At 71.2% G+C, this 21,239-nt stretch carries 22 protein-coding genes; 11 read left to right on the forward strand and 11 right to left on the reverse strand.

The window, feature by feature from the left end; all coding sequences use genetic code 11:
* The first annotated feature begins 16 nt into the window (after positions 1 to 16).
* The 5 genes from WAE60_RS15545 to WAE60_RS15565 all read left to right on the forward strand — a co-directional run bounded on the left by WAE60_RS15545 (position 17) and on the right by WAE60_RS15565 (position 3,754).
* Entirely contained in the window at positions 17 to 1,102 is a 1,086-nt protein-coding gene (locus WAE60_RS15545; protein ID WP_035018468.1) for a DUF2336 domain-containing protein, read from the forward strand.
* 14 nt (positions 1,103 to 1,116) lie between these two features.
* Positions 1,117 to 1,371, forward strand: coding sequence for a hypothetical protein (locus WAE60_RS15550; RefSeq protein ID WP_337687461.1), 255 nt, complete (start codon positions 1,117 to 1,119; stop codon positions 1,369 to 1,371).
* Positions 1,372 to 1,420: 49 nt separating this feature from the next.
* On the forward strand, positions 1,421 to 2,203 hold the full coding sequence (locus WAE60_RS15555) for an NAD kinase (RefSeq protein ID WP_029912465.1): 783 nt from the start codon (positions 1,421 to 1,423) through the stop codon (positions 2,201 to 2,203).
* A gap of 120 nt (positions 2,204 to 2,323) precedes the next feature.
* Positions 2,324 to 2,806 carry a hypothetical protein gene (locus WAE60_RS15560; RefSeq protein WP_029912462.1) on the forward strand — a complete coding sequence of 161 codons (483 nt, stop codon included), beginning with the start codon at positions 2,324 to 2,326 and terminating at the stop codon, positions 2,804 to 2,806.
* Between the two features lie 105 nt (positions 2,807 to 2,911).
* Positions 2,912 to 3,754 carry an SAM-dependent methyltransferase gene (locus tag WAE60_RS15565; protein WP_337687462.1) on the forward strand — a complete coding sequence of 281 codons (843 nt, stop codon included), beginning with the start codon at positions 2,912 to 2,914 and terminating at the stop codon, positions 3,752 to 3,754.
* 4 nt (positions 3,755 to 3,758) lie between these two features.
* On the opposite strand, the gene WAE60_RS15570 is transcribed toward WAE60_RS15565, so the two are convergent.
* From WAE60_RS15570 to folD, 3 genes are read right to left on the reverse strand one after another with little or no spacing between them, the layout of a single operon-like run.
* On the reverse strand, positions 3,759 to 5,156 hold the full coding sequence (locus WAE60_RS15570) for a D-arabinono-1,4-lactone oxidase (RefSeq protein ID WP_337687463.1): 1,398 nt from the start codon (positions 5,154 to 5,156) through the stop codon (positions 3,759 to 3,761).
* Between the two features lie 19 nt (positions 5,157 to 5,175).
* Complete coding sequence (locus WAE60_RS15575) at positions 5,176 to 5,532, reverse strand: c-type cytochrome (RefSeq protein WP_029912452.1); 357 nt, start codon at positions 5,530 to 5,532, stop codon at positions 5,176 to 5,178.
* The gene (folD, locus tag WAE60_RS15580) at positions 5,532 to 6,428 is read right to left on the reverse strand and encodes a bifunctional methylenetetrahydrofolate dehydrogenase/methenyltetrahydrofolate cyclohydrolase FolD (protein ID WP_029912449.1); all 897 of its coding nucleotides are present in this window, start codon (positions 6,426 to 6,428) and stop codon (positions 5,532 to 5,534) included. The genes WAE60_RS15575 and folD overlap by 1 nt, the downstream gene beginning before the upstream one ends.
* Before the next feature lie 109 nt (positions 6,429 to 6,537).
* On the opposite strand from folD, the gene crtY reads away from it, so the two are divergent.
* The 3 genes from crtY to WAE60_RS15595 are packed head-to-tail and all read left to right on the forward strand — an operon-like array spanning position 6,538 to position 10,165.
* On the forward strand, positions 6,538 to 7,725 hold the full coding sequence (crtY, locus tag WAE60_RS15585) for a lycopene beta-cyclase CrtY (RefSeq protein ID WP_029912448.1): 1,188 nt from the start codon (positions 6,538 to 6,540) through the stop codon (positions 7,723 to 7,725).
* Positions 7,722 to 9,239: a phytoene desaturase gene (locus WAE60_RS15590; protein WP_337687464.1), complete on the forward strand. Its 1,518-nt coding sequence runs from the start codon at positions 7,722 to 7,724 to the stop codon at positions 9,237 to 9,239. Before crtY ends, WAE60_RS15590 begins: the two co-directional genes overlap by 4 nt.
* Positions 9,236 to 10,165: a phytoene/squalene synthase family protein gene (locus WAE60_RS15595; RefSeq protein ID WP_337687465.1), complete on the forward strand. Its 930-nt coding sequence runs from the start codon at positions 9,236 to 9,238 to the stop codon at positions 10,163 to 10,165. The genes WAE60_RS15590 and WAE60_RS15595 overlap by 4 nt, the downstream gene beginning before the upstream one ends.
* Positions 10,166 to 10,311: 146 nt before the next feature.
* Here WAE60_RS15595 and WAE60_RS15600 read toward each other — a convergent pair whose 3' ends face one another.
* From WAE60_RS15600 to WAE60_RS15625, 6 genes are all read right to left on the reverse strand, one after another.
* A complete protein-coding gene (locus WAE60_RS15600) occupies positions 10,312 to 10,767 on the reverse strand; it encodes a hypothetical protein (RefSeq protein ID WP_337687466.1) in 456 nt (151 codons plus the stop codon).
* Positions 10,768 to 10,789: 22 nt separating this feature from the next.
* Positions 10,790 to 11,263, reverse strand: coding sequence for a sterol desaturase family protein (locus WAE60_RS15605; RefSeq protein WP_029912435.1), 474 nt, complete (start codon positions 11,261 to 11,263; stop codon positions 10,790 to 10,792).
* An 11-nt stretch (positions 11,264 to 11,274) separates the two neighbouring features.
* Positions 11,275 to 12,474 carry an ABC transporter permease gene (locus WAE60_RS15610; protein ID WP_029912431.1) on the reverse strand — a complete coding sequence of 400 codons (1,200 nt, stop codon included), beginning with the start codon at positions 12,472 to 12,474 and terminating at the stop codon, positions 11,275 to 11,277.
* Positions 12,474 to 13,445: an ABC transporter ATP-binding protein gene (locus WAE60_RS15615; RefSeq protein WP_337687467.1), complete on the reverse strand. Its 972-nt coding sequence runs from the start codon at positions 13,443 to 13,445 to the stop codon at positions 12,474 to 12,476. Before WAE60_RS15615 ends, WAE60_RS15610 begins: the two co-directional genes overlap by 1 nt.
* Positions 13,442 to 14,335 (reverse strand): polyprenyl synthetase family protein, encoded by an 894-nt coding sequence (locus WAE60_RS15620; RefSeq protein ID WP_337687468.1) that lies wholly within the window; start codon positions 14,333 to 14,335, stop codon positions 13,442 to 13,444. Before WAE60_RS15620 ends, WAE60_RS15615 begins: the two co-directional genes overlap by 4 nt.
* Before the next feature lie 120 nt (positions 14,336 to 14,455).
* Positions 14,456 to 14,959 carry a hypothetical protein gene (locus tag WAE60_RS15625; protein WP_337687469.1) on the reverse strand — a complete coding sequence of 168 codons (504 nt, stop codon included), beginning with the start codon at positions 14,957 to 14,959 and terminating at the stop codon, positions 14,456 to 14,458.
* A gap of 154 nt (positions 14,960 to 15,113) precedes the next feature.
* Here WAE60_RS15625 and WAE60_RS15630 point away from each other — a divergent pair, with 154 nt between their 5' ends.
* The gene (locus WAE60_RS15630) at positions 15,114 to 15,971 is read left to right on the forward strand and encodes an RsiV family protein (protein ID WP_337687470.1); all 858 of its coding nucleotides are present in this window, start codon (positions 15,114 to 15,116) and stop codon (positions 15,969 to 15,971) included.
* A 13-nt stretch (positions 15,972 to 15,984) separates the two neighbouring features.
* Here the strand turns inward: WAE60_RS15630 and WAE60_RS15635 are convergent, their stop codons facing one another.
* Positions 15,985 to 17,517 carry an acyl-CoA carboxylase subunit beta gene (locus WAE60_RS15635; protein WP_029912417.1) on the reverse strand — a complete coding sequence of 511 codons (1,533 nt, stop codon included), beginning with the start codon at positions 17,515 to 17,517 and terminating at the stop codon, positions 15,985 to 15,987.
* Positions 17,518 to 17,665: 148 nt separating this feature from the next.
* Positions 17,666 to 18,400 carry an ATP12 family protein gene (locus WAE60_RS15640; RefSeq protein WP_337687471.1) on the reverse strand — a complete coding sequence of 245 codons (735 nt, stop codon included), beginning with the start codon at positions 18,398 to 18,400 and terminating at the stop codon, positions 17,666 to 17,668.
* A 123-nt stretch (positions 18,401 to 18,523) separates the two neighbouring features.
* Here WAE60_RS15640 and WAE60_RS15645 point away from each other — a divergent pair, with 123 nt between their 5' ends.
* Positions 18,524 to 19,906, forward strand: coding sequence for a DUF1800 family protein (locus tag WAE60_RS15645; RefSeq protein WP_337687472.1), 1,383 nt, complete (start codon positions 18,524 to 18,526; stop codon positions 19,904 to 19,906).
* Positions 19,903 to 21,237 (forward strand): DUF1501 domain-containing protein, encoded by a 1,335-nt coding sequence (locus WAE60_RS15650; protein WP_337687473.1) that lies wholly within the window; start codon positions 19,903 to 19,905, stop codon positions 21,235 to 21,237. Before WAE60_RS15645 ends, WAE60_RS15650 begins: the two co-directional genes overlap by 4 nt.
* Positions 21,238 to 21,239: the final 2 nt, after the last annotated feature.

A 21,239-nucleotide genomic window follows, 5' to 3' on the forward strand; every position in this document is an offset into this window, starting at 1 on the left:
CCAGACCGCGCAGCTCCTGTCCCTGGCCCGCAGCCGCGAGCCGGCCGATCGCGAGCGCCTGCTCGCCGGCATCGTGGAGATGTGCGACGCGGGCCAGGCGCGCGGCCAGCCGACCGCGCCCGAGGTCCAGATCCTCCTCGATTCGATCTTCATGACCCTGGTGGTCGAGGCCGAGCGCGACATCCGCGCCCGCCTGGCCCAGAGCCTGGCCGACGCCACCTGGGCCCCGCCGGCCCTGATCAACATCCTGGCGCTCGACGAGATCGAGATCGCCCGGCCGATCATCGCCCGCAGCCCGATCCTGCAGGACCACGACCTGATCCGCCTGCTGGTCCAGGCCACCCTGGAGCACCAGATCGAGATCGCCCGCCGGCCCCAGCTGTCGCCGGCCGTGGTCGACGCCATCCTGGCCAAGGACGAGTCGGCCGTGCTGACCGCCCTGGCCAGCAATCCGACCGCCCAGATCTCGCCCGAGGGCCTGCGCCGACTGGTCGACAAGGCGCGCGACGTGGTCGCCCTGCGCTCGCCCCTGGCCCGGCATCCGAACCTGTCCAGCGACCTGGCCGAGCAGCTGTACCTGTGGGTGGGCCGCGCCCTGCGCGACAGCCTGATCAGCCGCTTCCAGCTGGATCCCGACAAGATGGCCCTGGCCGTCGAAGCCTCGCTGCGCGCCGCCCACGCCGGGGCGCCGCTGGTGGACAAGCCGACCGTCGAGCAGGCCGAGGACCGCGAGGAGATGGAGGCGGCCCTGGTCGAGAAGCTGGACGCCGCCGGCCAGCTGCGGCCCGGCTACCTGCTGCGGGTGCTGCGCGAGCGCCGCCTGCCGCTGTTCCTGTTCGCCCTGGCCCGCCTGGGCCGCTTCGACGTGCGCCAGGTCCGCCGCGCGATCGACAGCAACCGCCCCGAACTGCTGGCCCTGGCCTGCTCGGCCGTCGGCATCGACCGCAGCGTCTTCCCGACCATCCTGGCCCATGTGCGCGAACTGAACGGCGGCCGCCCCGGCGGCGGTCCCGAAGCCGCCCGCAAGGCCAGCGGCGCCTTCGGCCCCTTCGCGCCCGACATCGCGGCCATGGCCTTCCGCCAGGCCGTCAGCGCGGCCTGAGACCCCAGGGACCGATGAGCGGCTTCTCTTCCAATCGGGGACGGGTCCACGCCGTCCGCTGCCTGTGGACGACCTTGGCCCTGGCCCTGATCGCCGGCGCGCTGCTGGTCTTCGACCTGGCGGGCGGACGACATTTCGACCCGACCATCCGTTCCGCCCTGGTCGCGACGCTGATCGTCTCGTCGATCGCCTGCGTCGCGACGCGATGGGCGCTCGCCGCATGGTTCTCGGGGACCTTCACCGACGAACAGGACCTGCTGCGCGACTGAGGCCCAGCACCGGTTTGACAACCCGCCGCCGATCCAGCCACTTGGCGCAATGTTCCAGCCCCTGCCCTTCGTGACTCGCCTGACCTTCAAGGCTAGCGACCGCCCCGAGGCGCAGGAGGCGCGCGAGCGGCTGATCGCGCGCTACGGCGACGTCGGCGACGAGAACGCCCAGGTGATCGTGGCCCTGGGCGGCGACGGCTTCATGCTGGAGACCCTGCACGAGACCCTGCAGCGCCAGACCCCGATCTACGGCATGAACCGCGGCTCGGTCGGCTTCCTGATGAACGAGTACAGCGAGGACGGCCTGCTGGAGCGGATCAACGCCGCCGAGCGGGCCGTGATCCACCCGCTGGCCATGGTCGCCATCGACGCCAACCGCAAGCAGCACCGGGCCCTGGCCATCAACGAGGTGTCGCTGCTGCGCCAGACCCGCCAGACCGCCAAGCTGCGGATCAGCATCGACGGCAAGGTGCGGATGGGCGAGCTGGTCTGCGACGGCGCCCTGCTGGCCACCCCGGCCGGCTCCACCGCCTACAACCTGTCGGCCCACGGCCCGATCATCCCGATCGGCGCGCAGGTGCTGGCCCTCACCCCGATCAGCGCCTTCCGCCCCCGGCGCTGGCGCGGCGCGCTTTTGCCGCAGTCGGCCAGGGTGACGTTCGAGATCCTGGAATGCGATAAGAGACCCGTCAGCGCCGTGGCCGATAACTTCGAGGTCCGCGACGTCGTCGAGGTCCACATCGCCGAGGACAGCAGCGCCAGCCTCTCCATGCTCTTCGACGCCGGTCGAAGCCTCGAGGAGCGGGTCCTGACAGAGCAGTTCTCGGCCTGACAACGTTGGACTTATTGGTCAGGGCGCTCCCCGCCCTTTGGTCAGGGTAGAAATGGGCGTCTCATCTAATGTTAACGCCTTGATCCTACATTTCAGACCAATGCCCAGGGGGAAGCGTCCGTGACCAACAAGTCCGCCGCGGAAGTGATTCAGGTGCCGAACATGCTCAAGCTCAAGGTTGGCGGTCGTGGCGGGATCGATATGGCGGCCATCGCCAAGGCCGAAGCCGCGCTGAAAAGCCTGTCGGGCAACTTCGCCCAGTGGCTCAACGACGAGATCGTCAAGCTGGAAGCGGCCCGCCAGGAAGTCCGCGCCCAGGGCCTGACCGCCGAGACGGTCGAGACCCTCTATCTGCGCGCCCACGACCTGAAGGGCCTGGGCGCCACCTACGAATTCCCGCTGATCACCCGCCTGGCCGCCTCGCTGTGCCGGCTGATCGACGACCCCGAGACCCGCCTGAGCGCGCCGATGTTCCTGGTCGACGCCCACATCGACGCCATCAAGGCCTGCGTGCGCGACGACATCAAGGTCGACACCCACCCCGTGGGCAAGGTGCTGGCCGCCGAGCTGGAAGCCAAGGTCGCCGAATACCTGGCCGGCTGATCACCTTCCCAAACTAGACCTTTCCAAAGGCCCCGGTCCGCGCCGCGGCCTTTTGCATGCGCGGTCCCCGCCCTATCTCCCGACCTCGACCACGCAGGGGATCACATGCTCGAACAGGAACCCAGCCGCACGGCCTGGATGGCGGCCACGCACCGCGCCGCCCATCAGGTGCTGGAGCGCGGCCTGATCTTCAGCGATCCGCTGGCCCTGCGCATCCTGGGCCAGGACGCCGAAAGCGTGGCGAAGGACGCCCTGGCCCATCCCGAGCGGCGGGGGATGCGAGTGTTCATCGCCGCCCGCGCCCACCTGGCCGAAAGCGCCCTGGCGGCCGGCGTCGAACAGCGCGACGTCCGCCAGTTGGTGGTGCTGGGCGCGGGGCTGGACACCTTCGCCTACCGCAATCCGCTGGCCGACCGGCTGCGGGTGTTCGAGGTCGACCACCCCGCCACCCAGGCCTGGAAGCGGCGCCGCCTGGACGAGGCCGGCATCGCCGTCCCCGACGACGTCGTCCACGCCCCCGTCGACTTCGAGCGCGAGGCCCTGCTGGACGGCCTGGCGGCGGCGGGCCTGGACCCGACCCGGCGGACCTTCTTCATGTGGCTGGGCGTGGTCCCCTATCTGACGACCGAGGCGGTGCGCGCCACCCTGGCGGCGATCGGGAGCCTGCCCGGCGGCGCCGAGGTCGCCTTCGACTACGCCGACCCGCCCGCCGCCCTGTCCGACGAGGCCCGCGCGGCGCACCACGCCCGCGCCGAACGCGTCGCGGCGCTGGGCGAACCCTGGCTCAGCTATTTCGAACCCCCGGCCCTGCGCGAGACACTGACGGGCTTGGGCTTCGCCGAGATCGAGGACCTGGGCCCGAAAGGCCTCGCCGAACGCTATTGGCCCGGCGCCGGCCGCGCCGCGCCCGAGCGCGGCGGACACGTGGTGCTGGCGCGGACGGCCTGACCGCTTAGACCCCGAACAGCCCCTTCAGGTACGGGTTGAGCATCCGCCCGTCCGGATCGAGCTTAGCCCGCACCTTCAGGAAGTCGTACCAGCGCGGATAGAGCCCGGCCAGCTGGTCGCCCGAGACGCTGTGCAGCTTGCCCCAGTGCGGCCGGCCGCCGTAGCGGCGGAAGATCGGCTCGATCAGGGTGTAGAGGAAGGCGAACTCGTCCTTGTAGTGGGCGTGGACCGCTATGGAGCCCCGAGGTTCGCCTTGAAAAGGCGACAGCCAGGCGTCGTCGGGCGCGATGCGGCGGCATTCGATCGGGAAGAAGACGTCGGGCCGCTCCTTCTCGATGACGGCCACGATCTCGGCCAGGGCCTTCAGCTGCACGCCGGCCGGCAGGTGGAACTCCATCTCGTTGAAGCGCACCGGCCGTTCGGTGGAGAGCAGCTTCCAGCCCTCGTCGATCGCCTTTTCCGGCTTGGTCCCGCCCAGCAGGGCCCTGGCGGCCGCCTTGCGCAGCGGGGCCGAGAAGCCCAGCAGGTTGCGCAGGCCCTTCAGGGCGTCGAGGAAGACGGTGTCCTGGTCCGGGCCGCGCGGGATCGCCGGCGCGTCGGTCTCGTCGTGGCTGATGCAGGCGGCCAGGCCCGTGAACGGCACGGCGTAGAACTCGAAATTGCGGTGCTTGGCCCAGCGCGCCTCCGCCTGGGCCAGGGCGTCCTCGAACGGCTCCAGCCAGACATTGCGCTCCAGCCGGCGGTTGGCCGTGGTCTTCAGCCGGACCTGGGTGATCACCCCCAGCGCGCCCAGCGAGACCTTCGCGGCCTGGAAGACGTCGGCGTCGCGATGCTCGCCGCAGTCGATGACCTCGCCCTTGGGCGTGATCAGGCGCAGGGCGGCGACGTCGCCGTGCAGGGCCTTCAGGGTCGCGCCCGTGCCGTGGGTGCCGGTGGCCAGGGCCCCGGCCAGGGCCTGCTTGTTGATGTCGGGCAGATTGGCCATGGCCCGGCCCTTGGCGGCCAGGGCTGGTCCCAGGGCGCCCAGACGCGTACCGGCCGCGACGATCGCCTCGTCGCCCTCCCACGCGATGATCCCCGACAGCCCGTCCAGCGACACCAGCGTGCCGTCGGTGGGCGCCAGGGCGGTGAACGAGTGGCCGGCCCCCACCGGGCGGATCGGCGCCACGGCGGTCTTCAGCCCCTGGGCGACCTCGGCCTCGGTCTTGGGGGCCAGGCGGGCGGCGGGATAGGCGTGCTGCACGCCCGACCAGTTGCGCCACAGCAGATGGCCCTTGGCGTCGGTGGTCGGCGGGGCCGGCGGCTCGGGCTTGTCGTGGGTGGCGACCGCATAGCCGCCGCCGACCGCCGCGACGCCCAGGCCCGCGCCGGCCAGCAGCGCCCCCCGTCTCGATATCGTCATCCGTCCGCCCCCCGCGATCTTATCGAGCGGGATCTTCGCGCCCCGCCATGAAGCGTATCAGAGCGTTGAAATCGTTCGGGGTGCAAGCGGCGCATTGTCCGCCGGCCGGCATGGCCTGGAAGCCCTGGACGGCGTGGTCCAGCAGCACGGCCTCGCCCTGTTTCCAGCGCGGGTCCCAGGCCTTGCGGTCATGGACCAGCGGCGCGCCCGTGCCGGGGATCGCGTGGCAGGCCTTGCAGGACTCGCCGTACAGCGCCGCCAGCCGGGGATCGGCGGGAGCCAGCGCCAGGGCCTGGGCCGGCGTCGGCGCGGGCGGGACGGGCTGGGAACAGGCCGCCAGGCCCGCGGCCAGGACCAGGGCGGCCGGGATCCGCACTATTCGGCGACCCCGTTCAGGCGCTTGGCCGCGCTGACGGTGTTGGCCAGCAGCATGGCGATGGTCATCGGGCCCACGCCGCCCGGCACCGGGGTGATCGCCCCGGCCACGGCCTTGGCCTCGTCGAAGGCCACGTCGCCGACCAGGCGGGTCTTGCCGGCGGCCGCGGCGACCGGATCGCGCGACGGGAAGCGGGTGATGCCGACATCGATCACCACCGCGCCCGGCTTGATCCAGTCGCCCTTGACCATTTCGGGCCGGCCGACGGCGGCCACCAGGATGTCGGCCTCGCGGCAGATGCCCGGCAGGTCCTTGGAGCGCGAGTGGGCGATGGTGACGGTGCAGTCGGCCTGCAGCAGCAGCTGGGCCATCGGCTTGCCCATCAGGTTCGAGCGGCCGATCACCACCGCCCGCTTGCCCGACAGGTCGCCGACCACGTCCTTGAGCAGCACCATGCAGCCGGCCGGGGTGCACGAGGTCAGGGCCGGCAGGCCGCTGGCCAGGCGGCCGGCGTTGGTCACGGTCAGGCCGTCGACGTCCTTGTCGGGCGAGATCGCCGCGACGATGGCCGCCTGGCTCATGTGGTCGGGAACGGGGAACTGCACCAGCACGCCGTGGATGGCCGGATCGTCGTTCAGCCGTTCGACCAGCGACAGCAGCTCGGCCTGGCTGGTCTCGGCCGGCAGGCGGTGGGTCTCGGAATGCATGCCGGCGGCCAGGGTCTGCTCGCCCTTGCTGCGCACATAGACCTGGCTGGCGGGGTCTTCGCCGACCAGCACCACGGCCAGGCCCGGCGTCAGGCCGTGCTCGGCCTTCAGCCGCGCCACCTCGGCGGCGACGTCTTCGCGAAGCTTGGCCGCGAAGGCCTTGCCGTCGATGATTCTGGCTTCCGACATCGGCGTCTCCTGTTTGCGCGTGCCTAGCCTCTCGGTCGGTCACAAGCAATATGTGCGGACGCGCGTCAGAAGTCGCTTGAGCTTCGCCCAATCATGCTAGAGCCGAAGCATGGTCTCCGCGTCGTCTTCCCAGCGCGCCGACGTCGTCCTGGTGGGCGGCGGACTGGCCAACGGCCTGATCGCCCTGCGGCTGAAGAGCCTGCGGCCCCGGCTGCGCGTGATCCTGCTGGAACAGGGCCCGACCGTCGGCGGCGAGCACACCTGGTGCCACTTCGCCACCGACGTGGACGCGGTGGAGGCCGGCTGGCTGCGGCCGCTGATCGTCCATCGCTGGTCGGGCTACGAGGTCCGCTTTCCGGGACACAGCCGACAGCTGCCGACCGACTACCTGGCCATCACTTCCCAACGCCTGCACCAGACGGTGACCGCCGCCCTGGGCCAGGACGCCTGGCTGTCGGCCAAGGTGTCGGACGTCAATCCGCACCAGGTGACCCTGGCTGACGGCCGGACCATCGCGGCGGGAGCGGTGATCGACGGCCGCGGCCCGCGCAAGAGCCGCAGCCTGGCCCTGGGCTACCAGAAGTTTGTCGGCCAGGGCGTGCGCCTGTCCGCCCCGCACGGCCTGACCCGGCCGATCATCATGGACGCCACGGTCTCGCAGGAGGACGGCTACCGCTTCGTCTATGTCCTGCCCCTGGACGCCACGCGGCTGCTGATCGAGGACACCCGCTACAGCGACGGCCCGGCGCTGGACCGCCCCGCCCTGCGCCGGTCGATCGCCGCCTACGCCAAGGCCCAGGGCTGGACCATCGCCAAGGTCGAGCGCGAGGAGGACGGGGTCCTGCCCATCGCCCTGGGCGGCGACATCGACGCCTACTGGCGCGAGGCGCGGCCGCACATCGCCGAGGTGGGCCTGCGCGCCGCCCTGTTCCAGCCGACCACCGGCTATTCCCTGCCCGACGCCGCGCGCCTGGCCGAAACCATCGCCGCCCTGCCCCGCATCACCAGCGCCACCGTCCGCGCCTGCGTCGAGGCCCAGTCCAAGACCGTCTGGCGTCGGCGGCGCTTCCTGCGCCTGCTGAACCGCATGCTGTTCCGAGCGTGCGCGCCGGGGGATCGTTACAAGGTGCTCGAGCGCTTCTACCGTCTGTCGCCGGGTCTGATCCAACGCTTCTACGCCGCGCGCTTGAGCCGGTTCGACAAGGCCCGCATCCTGATCGGCAAGCCGCCGGTGCCGATCTCGGCGGCCATCAAATGCATCGGCGAGAGCTCGGTGTTCGGGGGACAAGACGCATGACAACGACGCCGAAGCCGAAGGCCGCCGTGATCGGCGCGGGATTCGGGGGCCTGGCCCTGGCCGTCCGCCTGCAGTCCTCTGGCTTCGACGTCACCGTCTTCGAAGGGCGCGAGAAGCCCGGCGGCCGGGCCTATGTCTGGCACGACGAGGGTTTCACCTTCGACGCCGGCCCGACCGTGGTCACCGATCCCAATTGCCTGAAGGAGTTGTTCGAACTCAGCGGCCGCCGGATCGAGGACTATGTCGAGCTGCTGCCCGTCGATCCGTTCTACCGCCTGGTCTGGGAGGACGGCGACGTCTTCGACTACGTCAACGACCAGGCCGGGCTGGACCGCCAGATCGCCGCCCGCAACCCGGCCGATGTCGAGGGCTATCGCCGCTTCCACGCCTATTCGGAAGAGCTGTACCAGAAGGGCTATGTCGAGCTGGGCGCCGTGCCGTTCCTCGACTTCGGCAGCATGATCGCCTCGGCCCCGGCCCTGATGAAGCTGCAGGCCTGGCGCAGCGTCTACGACAAGGTCGCCAGCTTCGTGAAGGACGAGCATGTGCGCCAGGCGCTGTCGTTCCACAGCCTGCTGGTCGGCGGCAGCCCGTTCGCCACCTCGTCGATCTACGCCCTGATCCACGCCCTGGAGCGGCGCGGCGGCGTCTGGTTCCCGCGCGGCGGCACCCACGCCCTGATCCGGGCGCTGGTGAAGCTGCTGGAAGACCTGGGCGGGACCATCCACCTGGGCCAGCCGATCCGGAAGATCACCACCAAGGCCGGCCGCGTGACCGGCGTGATCCGCGCCGACGGCCAGTTCGAGGCCTTCGACACCGTCGCCTCCAACGCCGACGTCATGCACACCTATCGCGCGCTGCTGGCCGACGATCCGCGCGGCGCCAAGGTCGGCAAGACCCTGGAGGCCAAGCGCTGGAGCCCCTCGCTGTTCGTGGTCTATTTCGGGCTGAAGACCACGCACCCCGAGATTCGCCACCACACCATCTGCTTCGGCAACCGCTATCGCGAGCTGATCGGCGAGATCTACGGCAAGGACGGCCTGGCCGACGACTTCTCGCTGTACCTGCACCACCCCACCGCCAGCGACCCGGCCATGGCTCCCGAGGGCTGCTCGGCCTTCTACGCCCTGTCGCCGGTGCCCAACCTGAAGACGGCGAACATCGACTGGTCGGTCGAGGGGCCCAAGTACCGCGACAAGATCCTGGCCTATCTGGAAAAGCACTACATTCCAGGGCTTTCGGCCGATCTGGTCACCAGCCGCTTCATCACGCCGGACGACTTCGTCAAGGATCTGAACGCCTGGAAAGGCGCGGCCTTCTCGCTGGAGCCGATCCTGACCCAGAGCGCCTTCTTCCGCACCCACAACCGCGACGACGTGATCCCCAACCTCTATTTCGTCGGGGCCGGCACCCATCCGGGCGCGGGCATCCCGGGCGTCGTGGGATCGGCCAAGGCGACGGCGGGGCTGATGATCGACGACTACGTCGTCGAGGGGGAGACGCTGCCCGCATGAGCGACCTGGAGGCGCAAAGTCGGGAGGCGATCCAGAAGGGCAGCAAGAGCTTCGCCGCCGCCGCCACCCTGTTCGACGCCCAGACCCGGGCCGACGCCGAGATGCTGTACGCCTGGTGCCGGCACTGCGACGACGTGATCGACGGCCAGACCCTCGGCCACGGCATGAGTCCGGTGGCCGACGCCCCGGCCCGGCTGGAAGCGCTCTACGCCCAGACCCGCGCGGCCATGGCGGGCCAGACGCCGACCGACCCGGTGTTCGCCGCCTTCCAGACCGTGGCCCTGCGCCGCGGCATCCCCGAGCGCTATGCGCTCGACATGATCGACGGCTTCGCCATGGACGTGGCCGGGCGCCGCTACAAGACGCTCGACGAACTGCTGGAATACTGCTGGGGCGTGGCCGGCGTGGTCGGGACCATGATGGCCCTGGTCATGGGGGTGAAGCCGGACGCCCTGCCCACCCTGCGCCGCGCCCAGGACCTGGGCCTGGCCTTCCAGCTGACCAACATCGCCCGCGACATCGTCGAGGACGCCCGCAACGGCCGGGTCTACGTGCCCGGCGATTGGCTGGCCGAGGCGGGCGTGCCCGAGGACGCGGTCGCCGATCCGGCCCACCGGACCGCCGTGGCGGTCCTCGCCAAGCGCCTGGTCGACGCCGCCGAGCCCTACTACGCCTCGGCCCGCTGGGGCCTGCGCGACCTGCCGCTGCGCTGCGCCTGGGCGATCGGCGCGGCCCGCGGGGTCTATCGCCAGATCGGCCTGGACGTCGTGAAGGCGGGCGACGCGGCCTGGGACGAGCGGGTCGTGGTCAGCGGGCGGATGAAGGCCTGGCGCGCGCTGGAAGGCGGCGTCATCGCGCTGAGGTCGGCGACGCTGGATCGCTGGGGCGAGGCGCCGGAGCGGCCGGCGCTGTGGTCGCGGATCTGAGCGCCCAGGCGCACCTACTTGCCCCCACCTGACCGCTTCGCGGTCTGTCCGCCCCCATAGGGGGCGGAGCGGCACGGCTCTTCCCCCTGTGGGGGAAGACGATCGCGAAGCGATCCGTAGGGGGCAAGCGTTCGCCGCCCTGCGCCCTACTTCAGCACCCCCCGCCGCGTCATCCACCATGCGTACCAGATGAAGAACGCCAGCAGCCCCGCGATGACGGCGCTGGTGATCGCCATCGACTGGCCCATGATCTTGCCGCCGTCCGTCAGGACATAGGTGTAGACCTGCATGAGCAGGAACGCCGCCAGCGACACGGCCAGGACCGGCCAGGCCAGCTTGTTGCGCAGCAGGATCAGCACCGAGCCCGCGAGGGCGCCGAACACCCCGACCGCCCAGTCCAGGGTCATCCAGGCCGGCATCTGCTGAAAGTGCTCGATCTGGGCCGGCGTCATGCCCGCGTTGGCCAGGTAGCTGGGCCCCTGCGCCAGGCTCATCACGAAGTCATAGACGCCGATGCTGTTGAACAGCACCGCCACGACGCCCACCAGCCACAGGTGCCAAGGCGTCCCGACCGTTGTCCCGGTCGTCGTTGTTTCCGTCATCGTCCCCTCCCCGGTTGTCGTTCTAGGCGTCGACACCTCTCTCGCGCAGCTTGGCCTTCAGCTCCCGTACCGGCCGAGCCAGCAGGAAGCCGAACGACACCGCCCCGTCCTTGGTGTGCACCGCGTGGTGGATGCGATGGGCCTGGATCAGCTGCTTCCAGTAGCGCGAGCGGCCCAGCGGGACCTTGAAGCGCTGATGCACCATGCCGTCGTGGAACACGAAATAGATCGCGCCGTAGGCCGTGATCCCCAGGCCGATCGGCAGCAGCCAGGGCGCGCCGTGCACGCCGAAATAGATGGCCACGATGGCCGGCGCGGCGAACACCACCGCGAATAGGTCGTTCAGCTCGAACCGGCCCGTGCGCGGCTCGTGGTGCGAGCGGTGCCAGGCCCATCCCCAGCCGTGCATCACATAGCGGTGCGTGACCCAGGCGAAGCCTTCCATGAAGGCCAGGGCCGCCAGGAACAGGGCCAGGTCCAGACCGAGGGTCGCCATCGTCGTCCCGTCTACCGCCGAAGCCGGCGCGCCAAGGTGTGCGCGACCACCAGGCCGAACAGCCCGACGACGGTCAGCACGCACCAGGCCTTATACACCCCGCCGATCCCGGCGTCGCGCCAGAGGATCGCCTGATAGGCCTCGATGGTCCAGGCGTGCGGCGTGAGCCAGCCCGCCGCCTGAAGCCAGGGCGGCATCAGGAAGCGCGGCACCATGCTGCCCCCGATGGCCGCCAGGACCAGGATCACGAAGGTCGACAGCATCTGGGCCTGTTCACGCGTGCGGCACAGCGAGACCAGCCCCAGGGCCACCCCCGCGGCGCAGGCGCTGGCCGCCAGGGTGGTGGGCAACCACAGCGCCAGGTGCTGGACCACCGCCACGCCGTAGACGACCTGGGCGGTGGCGAAGATCAGCAGGGCCTGGACCAGCCCCTGGCCGACCAGGAACAGGAACTTGCCGCTGACCACCGGCCCCATGCCCGCCGTGCCGGCCAGCAGCCGGTCGGCCACGCCCGTACTCTGCTCGTCCATCAGGCCCAGCGCCCCCTGCATGGCCGAGAACAGGGCGAACAGCATCATCACCGCCCCGGCGTAGTAGGCGATCACCCCGCCGCCGGTCCTGGCGTCCTTGATCGCCTCGCGCTCGAAGAAGCCGCCGTCGTCGTGGGTGGGCGTCTGGCGCATCAGGGCGGCGGCGCTGTCGGCGTTTTCGATCTGCTCGTCGGTGAAGCCGCCCAGGGCGGGCTCCAGCTGGGTGATCGTGCGGCGCAGGGTGACGTCCGGAAGGGCGTTGGCCAGCACCTGCTGCACGCGAGCCTGGGCCAAGGGGGCGGCGACGGCGCGGGCGGGATCGGCGACGATCAGGAACGGTTTCTCGGCCGAGGCCGGGTCGGCCCGGATCACCAGGCCGGCGTCGGCCAGGCCGGCCTTCACGCGCCGCCGCACCTCGCCGGCCGTCGGCGCCCGCTCGGCGCGGACCTCGGGCGAGGCCGCCAGCGCCGCCGCCAGCCGCCCCGAGTCCGGCGTGTGGGCCGTGTCGGCCACCGCCAGCTTCAACTGGATGTCGTCGCCCGTCGTCCCTGCGAACACCGACGAGAAGATCAGGAACACCAGGGGCGGCAGCAGGAAGGTCATCAGCAGGGCGCCGCGGTCGCGCCAGAGGTCCAGCGCCATCACCCGCACCATGGCGGCGATCTTCCACAGCGGCTGCATCACGCGGCCAGCTTCCGGTCGGCCACCAGTGAGAACAGATTGGCCAGGGACGGTTCGCGCACCCGGATCTCGTGCGGCGTCAGACCCGCCTCGCGCAGCCCCTTGTCCAGCTTCGCCGCCGCTGCATAGCCGTCGGCGTCCAGCCGCGTCCAGACCGTCGACCGGCTGGTGCGTTCCAGCCCCTCGGCGGCCAGGCGGCCCTCGCCGGCGGCGTCGACCTCGTGGGCCAGATGGACCTGGACCTCCATCCGCTCGCCGAACGCCTCGGCGATCAGGGCATGGGGTTCGCCTTCAAGCACCAGTCGCCCCTCGCGCAGGAAGCCGACGCGATCGGCCAGGGCGCCGGCCTGGTCCAGGTCGTGGGTGGTCATCAGCACCGCCACGCCCAGGTCGCGCAAACCCCGGATCACCGCGTCCACGGCCTCGCGGGCGTCCAGGTCCACGCCGACGGTCGGTTCGTCCAGGATCAGCAGACCGGGCTCATGGACGATGGCGGCGGCGATGTTGGCCCGGCGCTTGTAGCCGCCCGACAGGTGCTTGATCGGCACGTGGGCGCGGTCGGCCGTGCGGGTCAGCTCCAGGGCGCGGCGCACGGCGGCCGGCAGACCGGCGCGCGGCACGTCGGCCAGGGCGGCGAAGGTCTGGATGTTCTCCACCACCGTCAGGTTCGGATAGAGGGCGATCTCCTGGGGAACCAGCCCCAGGCCGGACCGGGCGCCCGCCACGCGGGTAGGATCGAGCCCCTTGAGCAGGACCACGCCTTCGTCCGGCCGGATGCGCCCGCAGATGGCGCGGATCAGGGTGGTCTTGCCCGCGCCGTTGGGGCCCAGCAGCGCGTAGATTTCACCGGGACGCAGCACCAGGTCGACGCCGCGCAGGACGGGCTTGCCGCCATAGGCGTGGACCGCGCCGCTGACCGTCAGGACCGGCGCGGCGACGGGCGAGTCCGACGAAACGGATTGGGGGGTCACGCCGCCGCCTTGCGCCGGGCGAAGAGGTCGCCGACGTAGCGGCCCAACAGGTCGCCGCAGCCGACCCGGGCCAGGGCGCCGGAGGCCTTGGCCAGATGGTCCTCCATGACCTCGCGGGCCCCGATCGGACCCAGGGTGGAGACCACCGTGGCCATGCCCGCGTCCTTGCCGACGTCCTTGCCGGCCGCCTCGGGCGAGGCCTGGGCGTCGATCAGGTCGTCGCGGATCTGGAAGGCCAGGCCGATGTGGCGGGCGAAGGCGCCCAGCGCCTCGATCGCCTCGTCCGGCGCGCCGGCGACGATCCCCCCGCCCTGGGCCGCGGCGACGATCAGCACGCCGGTCTTCTCGTGATTGAGGCGCTCCAGGACGGACGGGTCGCGCAGCTGGTCGCGGTCGAACAGATCGCGCGCCTGGCCGGCGATCAGGCCCGAAAAGCCCACCGCCTGGGCCGCGCGGCCGGCCAGTTCGGCGCGCAGCGGAGCCGGCAGGCCCTGGTCGGCGGCGATCACCGCATAGGCGTGGTTCAGCAGGCCCACGCCGGCCAGGATCGCGGTGGCCTCGTCGAAGGCCCGGTGGATGGTCGGCAGGCCGCGCCGCAGCCCCGCGTCGTCCATCGACGGCAGGTCGTCCAGGATCAGCGAGGCGGCGTGGATCATCTCCAGCGCGCAGCCCAGGTCCAGCGCCGCGCCCTCCGGTGCGCCGAACTCGGCGGCGGCCAGCAGGGTCACGATCGGGCGGAAGCGTTTGCCGGGAGCCAGGAGGCTGTAGCGCACCGCCTCGACCAGCCGGTCGGGCGCGGAGCCCAGGGGCGGCGCCAGTTCGGCCAGCCGCCGGTCGACCCCGGCGCGCAGGGCCTCGACTCTCTGGAGAAAGGCGGCGTGGTCGTCCATCTCGCGGGTCGCGACCGTTTGTCCACCCCGACGCGGGCGGAGGGCATTTGAGGGGCGCCCGCGAGGGCCGTCAACCTAAAGGTCTCCGCCCCAAAAACGAGGGGCGGGGCGAGGCGACGGTCAGCCCCGGCAGAAGCCGAAGAAGCGCTTGATGTCGGCTCGCTCGGCCGCCGTGCGCGCGTCCTGCGGATAGGCCTTGTCCTCGACCTGGCTGATCAGGCCGGTCTTCTCGAAAGCCGCCAGCACCGCATCGGCCAGCGGGATCTGCCCCACCGCGTCCAGGCCGCCCGCGATCTCGGACGGGGTCAGCTGGGCGGCGAAGCGGCCCTGCGCCTTGCCGGACCGGAACCGCACCGTCCCAGGGCCGGCCTTGCCGCTGCTCAGGGTGGTGTGGAAGCCGACTGCCGAGGTCTTCCTGCGGCACGAGAAGATCACCCCGACCACGTCGCTGTCGGGCAGGCCGTAGGCCAGGCGCTTCTCGTTGTAGGGCGTGGTGAAGGCGTTCCACTTCATCCCGTCGGGGGCGGCGGCGGGCTTCATCGCCAAGGGCGGCGCGGTCGTCGAGCACGCGCCCAGCACCGCCGCGCTGGCGACCAGCAACAGCCACAACCCCTTACGTTTCATGCCCTGTCCCCGTATCGGCCCGTCGCCGATCTAGCCTGTTTCGCGCCGGATGGCGATCCGCGCCGCCCCGGGAACCGCCCCATGGACGGGTCCGGCCCTGCAAGGCAGGGTGGAGCCAGCCGGCGAGCCGCGGCGTTCAGGAGTGATGTTCGCGATGTCCTTCAAAGCCCTTCCCGCCGGCCTCGCCCTCGTCGCCGCCCTGACCACCGCCCTGGTCGCCTGCGATCGCAAGCCCGCGCCGCCGCCCGCCGAGGCCCCGGCCGGATCGTCCGCCCCCGTCGCCGCCGCACCGGCCCCGACGGCGCGGCCCCTGGCCTTCGACCAGACGGACCCGGCGGCCAAGGTCGTCCTGCGCCTGCCCGCCGAGATCGCCAACTATCCCGCCCTGCACGCCCTGCTCTACGACCGCGAGGTGGCTGGGCTGCGGACCTTCGCCGCCAAGGCCCAGACCGACCAGAAGGCCTCGGACGGCAAGTTTCCGTGGCGGCCCTACAACCGCCAGGCCCAGTGGTTCCTGGCCGCCGACGCCGCGCCCCTGGTGGGCCTGCGCGCCCTGTGGTTCGAGGACACCGGCGGGGCCCATCCCAACCACGGCGCCTCGACCCTGATCTGGGACACGACGGCGAACCGGGAGATCCAGGCCAAGGCCCTGTTTCGCCCCGGCGCCGACATGGGCGTGCTCGACCGGGCCATCTGCGACGCCGTGGCCACGGCCAAGACCCATCGCGAGGGCGCCGTGCCGCTGAACGACATGTTCAGCTGCCCCAAGTGGAGCCAGACCGTCCTGGTCCTCGCCCCCTCGACCGAGCCCGGCAAGGTGGGCGGGCTGATCGCCCTGATCGATCCCTACGTGGTCGGCCCCTATTCCGAGGGCGACTACGAGGTCACCGTGCCGGTCTCGGCCTTCCAGGCCCTGCTGGCGCCCGCCTACGCCGGCGCGTTCGGCGGCGCGCCGAAGTCGCCGGGCAACCCGGACGGGACGCTCAGCGTGACGATGGACGTGGTGAAGTAGGGCGAGGAGCGCCCTACAGCGGGATGTTGTCGTGCTTCTTCCAGGGGTTGGACAGTTCCTTCCCCTTCAGGCTCTTCAGCGCCCGGACGATCCGCTTGCGGGTGCCGTGGGGCATGATCACGTCGTCGATATAGCCGCGGCTGGCGGCGACGAACGGGTTGGCGAAGCGGTCCTTGTACTCGGCCTCGCGGGCGGCCAGGGCCTCGGGGTCCTTGGCCTCCTGGCGGAAGATGATCTCGACCGCGCCCTTGGCGCCCATGACCGCGATCTCGGCGGTGGGCCAGGCGTAGTTGAAGTCGCCGCGCAGGTGCTTGGAGCTCATCACGTCATAGGCCCCGCCATAGGCCTTGCGGGTGATCAGGGTGATCTTCGGCACGGTGGCCTCGGCGTAGGCGAACAGCAGCTTGGCGCCGTGCTTGATCAGGCCGCCGTACTCCTGCTTGGTGCCCGGCATGAAGCCCGGCACGTCGACCAGGGTGATGATCGGGATGTTGAAGGCGTCACAGAACCGCACGAAGCGGGCCGCCTTGCGGCTGGAATCGATGTCCAGCACGCCCGCCAGCACCTGGGGCTGGTTGGCGACGATGCCGACGCTCTCGCCGTCCATGCGGGCGAAGCCGCAGACGATGTTCTTGGCCCACTCGCTGCTGATCTCGAAGAAGTCGGCCTCGTCGACGATCTTCAGGATCAGTTCCTTCATGTCGTAGGGTTTGCCCGGATCGCTGGGGATCAAGGTGTCCAGGCTGGGCTCGGCGCGATAGGCCTCGTCGAAGCTCTCGCGCTCGGGGGCCGGTTCGCGGTTCGACGAGGGCAGGAAGTCGATCAGGCGGCGCACCTGGGTCAGGGCCTCCAGGTCGTTCTCGAACGCGCCCTCGGCCACGCCCGACTTGGACGCGTGCACCCGCGCCCCGCCCAGCTCCTCGGCGGTGACCACCTCGTTGGTGACGGTCTTCACCACGTCCGGACCGGTGACGAACATGTAGCTCGTGTCCTTCACCATGAAGATGAAGTCGGTCATGGCGGGGCTGTAGACGTCGCCGCCGGCGCAGGGGCCCATGATCACGCTGATCTGCGGCACGACACCCGACGCCATCACGTTCTCGAGGAAGATGTCGGCATAGCCGGCCAGGCTGTCGACGCCCTCCTGGATGCGCGCGCCGCCCGCGTCGAACAGGCCGATGATCGGCGCGCCCACCTTCATGGCCTGGCGCTGGACCTTGACGATCTTCTGGGCGTGGGTGTTCGAAAGCGAACCGCCGAACACCGTGAAATCCTTGGAGAAAAGGTAGACGACCTTACCGTTGATCGTACCCCAGCCGGTGACGACGCCATCGCCGGGCACCTTCTGATCGGCCATGCCGAACTCGGTGGCGCGGTGCTCGACGAACATGTCGAACTCCTCGAACGAGCCTTCGTCCAGCAGCAGGTCGATCCGCTCGCGCGCGGTCAGCTTGCCCTTGGCGTGCTGGGCGGCCACGCGCTTCTCGCCGCCGCCAGCCCGGGCCTGGTCGCGACGACGATCGAGTTCCTCGAGAATGTGCTGCACGCGGACGCTCCCCTGCTCTCTCACTGGACCTTCACGGCCACCTTATGGGCCGAGCCGTAATGGCGCGAGCCCTCCATGGCAAGCCGTCCGTTACGGCGCCGCAGCAACGCTTGTGGAGCGGCTAAGTGCTTGAACGCCTTGGACGGGCCTAGCGGCGCAGGGCCGCGAACCAGCGCTCCAGCACCTGGGCCTCGACCGCCAGGGCCTCGGCGCGGGCGACCGCCTCGGCGTCCTGCCCCCAGGTCTCGGCCTGGAAGATCTCCTCCAGGCGCGACAGGTCCAGGGCCTTGCGGCCGGTGACCTTGCCGGCCCGCAGCGCCAGGGCCAGGACGGTCGAGCCGAACAGGCCCGCGGCGTAGGCCACGCCCGCCAGGGTGTAGTCGTCCATGGTCAGGGCCAGGGCCTCGACGCTGGCCAGGGCGGCCGGCGACTGCGGCGCGTGGATCACGCCGGCGGCGGGCTTCAGGTGCAGGTCCAACTCGGCCTTGGCCCAGTCCAGCATGGCGCCCCAGTCGCGCTTCTGGCGCTCGACCAGCGGCGTGGGATGCTCGGCCCAGTAGCAGAGCAGGTCCGAGCCGGCGTAGGCCGCGACCTCCCGCGCCACCTCGGCCCGGGTCTCGCGGATGCGGTCGATGGCGGTGAAGGCGAGGCGCGTGGCGGGCATGACCGTGCTGTCGATAACCTCGACCTGGGCGTCCCACTCGGCGGCGACCAGCTGGGCCAGGGCCAGGGTCGGCAGGACCAGCGGCGACTTGGCCGGCGACTTGGGCGTGCGGCCGTCCAGCAGCACGGCGAAGCCGCCCTCGCCGTCCTTGGCGGGTCCAGCCTCGGCGGCCTTGTAGAAGCGGCGGGGACGTTGCTGCAGGTCGGGCTTGTCGGCCAAGGCGGAACTTCTTTTCAATCCGGACATCAAAACATCGGTTTCGGCCTGTTGAATGATCAAACAACACGCCCGTGGCAAGGCCGAGCAGACGGGACCGGGCGGAGACGAGGGAGAGAAAACGGCGTGAGCCTGCCTTCCAACGACGTGATGGCGGCGCTGGCCGCGACCCGTTTCGGCCTGGGCGCCCGCCCCGGCGAGATCGACGCGGCCAAGAGCGACCCGCGCGGCTTCCTGACCGCCCAGATCCGCCCCGAGGGCGCCGACCAGCCGCTGGGCGGCGAAGGCTCGGCCCAGCGGCTGGCCGAGGTCAGCGACTACCAGATGCAGAAGCGCGACGCCAAGACGGCGGGCGATCCCAAGACCCCCGCGGTCAAGGACGCCGACAAGGCCCTGCGCGACCAGGTCGGCGACGACTTCCTGGCCCGGGCGCGACTGGGCGCCAACACCGACGCCGGCTTCCGCGAGCGCTGGGCGCTGTTCTGGGCCAACCACTTCACCGTCTCGTCCACCAGCCTGGGCGTCGCCTCGGTCGCGGACCCGTTCGAGCGGGAGGCGATCCGCCCGCACGTGTTCGGCCGGTTCGAGGACCTGCTGGTGGCCTCGTCCACCCATCCGGCCATGCTGATGTACCTGGACCAGGCCCAGTCGGTCGGTCCCGACAGCAAGACGGCGCAGTACCGGCGCAAGACCGCCAACAAGGCCGGCGGACTGAACGAGAACCTGGCCCGCGAGATCATGGAGCTGCACACGGTCGGCGTCGGAGCGGGCTACAGCCAGGCCGACGTCACCGAGTTCGCCCGGGCCATGACCGGCTTCAGCGTCGGCCGCGCCCAGGATCCCAGCCCGCACCAGTTCCTGTTCCGCGCCAACGCCCACGAGCCGGGCGCGCGCACGGTGATGGGCAAGCGCTATCCGCAGGAGGGCCAGGCCCAGGCCCTGGCGGTGATGCGCGACCTGGCGGCCAGTCCCCACACCGCCCGTCACGTCTCGACCAAGCTGGCGACCCACTTCGTCAGCGACACGCCCCCGCCCGCGCTGGTGGCCCGGCTGGAGAAGACCTACCTGGACACCGGCGGCCGCCTGGACGAGATGGCCCGCGCCCTGGTGGCCGCGCCCGAGGCCTGGGACCCCGCCCCCGCCAAGTTCAAGACGCCCTACGAGTTCGCGATCTCGACCTGGCGGGCCGTGGGCGCCGAGCCGTCGGCGATCGGCAAGCTGGCGCCGGTGCTGACGGGCCTGGGCCAGAAGCCGTTCTCGCCGCCCTCCCCCAAGGGCTGGGACGACCAGGCCCAGACCTGGTGCGCGCCGGACGCCCTGATCAAGCGCCTGCGCTTCAGCGAGGGCTTCGCGGCCGTCGTCGCCGACCGTCTCGACCCGAACGCCTTCGCCCAGTCCGCCCTCGGGGCGCGCCTGACCCCGCCGGTCGCCAAGGCCGTGGCCCGGGCCGAGACCCGCCGCGAGGCCGTGGCCCTGCTCTTGATGAGTCCGGAGTTCCAACGCCGATGAACGCGCCCTTTTCTCCCCAGGTCTCCAGGCGTTCCCTGCTCCAGCGGGCCGCCGGCCTGGGCGTCACGGTCAGCTTCCTGGGCGGCTCGGCCTTCGCCGCCGCCGACGGGGCGATGGCCAAGCGCAAGATGGTGGTGGTCATCTGCCGGGGCGGCATGGACGGCCTGACCGTCAGCCCGCCGGTCGGCGATCCCGACTACGCGGCCCTGCGCGGCGAGGTGGCCGTGGCGCCGGACAAGGCGCTGAAGCTGGACGGGACGTTCGGCCTGCATCCGGCCCTGGAATCGGTGCACGCCCTGGCGCTGAAGGGCCAGGCCCGCATCGCCCCGGCCATCGCCAGCCCGGACCGCGCCCGCTCGCACTTCGAGGCCCAGGACGTGCTGGAGACCGGCGCGGCCCAGGTCTACGGCGTCAACACCGGCTGGCTGAACCGCACCCTGGAGGTCATGGGCCCGTCCAGGGTCGAGGCCCTGTCGGTCGGCGCCACCGCGCCGCTGATCCTGCGCGGCAAGGTCCAGGCCGCCAGCTGGTCGCCGGGCAAGGGCGTGGACGAGACCGCCCGCCTGCCCACCCTGCTGCAGGACCTCTACAAGGCCGATCCGATGATGGGCCGGGCCTTCGCGCGCGGCCTGGAGACCGAGGCCATGGCCCAGCAGGCGATGACCGCGCTCAACCCCGCGCCGACGCCGGTCTCGGCCGACGCGGCCTCGATGGCGCCCAAAGCCATGTGGCAGAACGCGGTGAACACCTCGACGGCGACGCCGCAGGGGATGGCCCCGCCGGCCATGGCTTCCGGCCCCCAGGCCATCGCCGCCCAGCGCCAGGGCCGCGAGGCCGCCCGTCAGCTGGGCTCGACCCTGGCCGGCTTCATGACCCAGCCCGGCGGCCCGCGCATCGCCGCCATCTCGCTGGACGGCTGGGACACCCACGCCGGCCAGGTCGGCCAGTTGAACACCCGGCTGTCCTATCTGGACGCCGTGCTCGACGGGCTGAACACCGGCCTGGGCGCGGAATGGAGCAACACCGTCGTGGTGGCCGCCACCGAGTTCGGCCGCACGGCGCGGGTCAACGGCACCGGCGGCACCGACCACGGCACGGGCTCGACCGCCCTGGTGCTGGGCGGCGGCCTCAAGACGGGCGGCATCATCGGCGACTGGCCGACCCTGAAACAGGAGGCCCTGTTCGAGAACCGCGACGTGCGCCCCACCCTCGACATGCGCGGCCTGTTCAAGGGCGTGCTGGCCGAGCACATGGGCGTCGACCGCGCGGCGTTGGAAAGCAAGGTCTTCCCCGACAGCGCGGACGCCAAGGCGGTGACGGGGCTGGTCTAGAC

Source organism: Caulobacter sp. CCG-8, assembly GCF_037402475.1.
GTDB lineage: Bacteria > Pseudomonadota > Alphaproteobacteria > Caulobacterales > Caulobacteraceae > Caulobacter.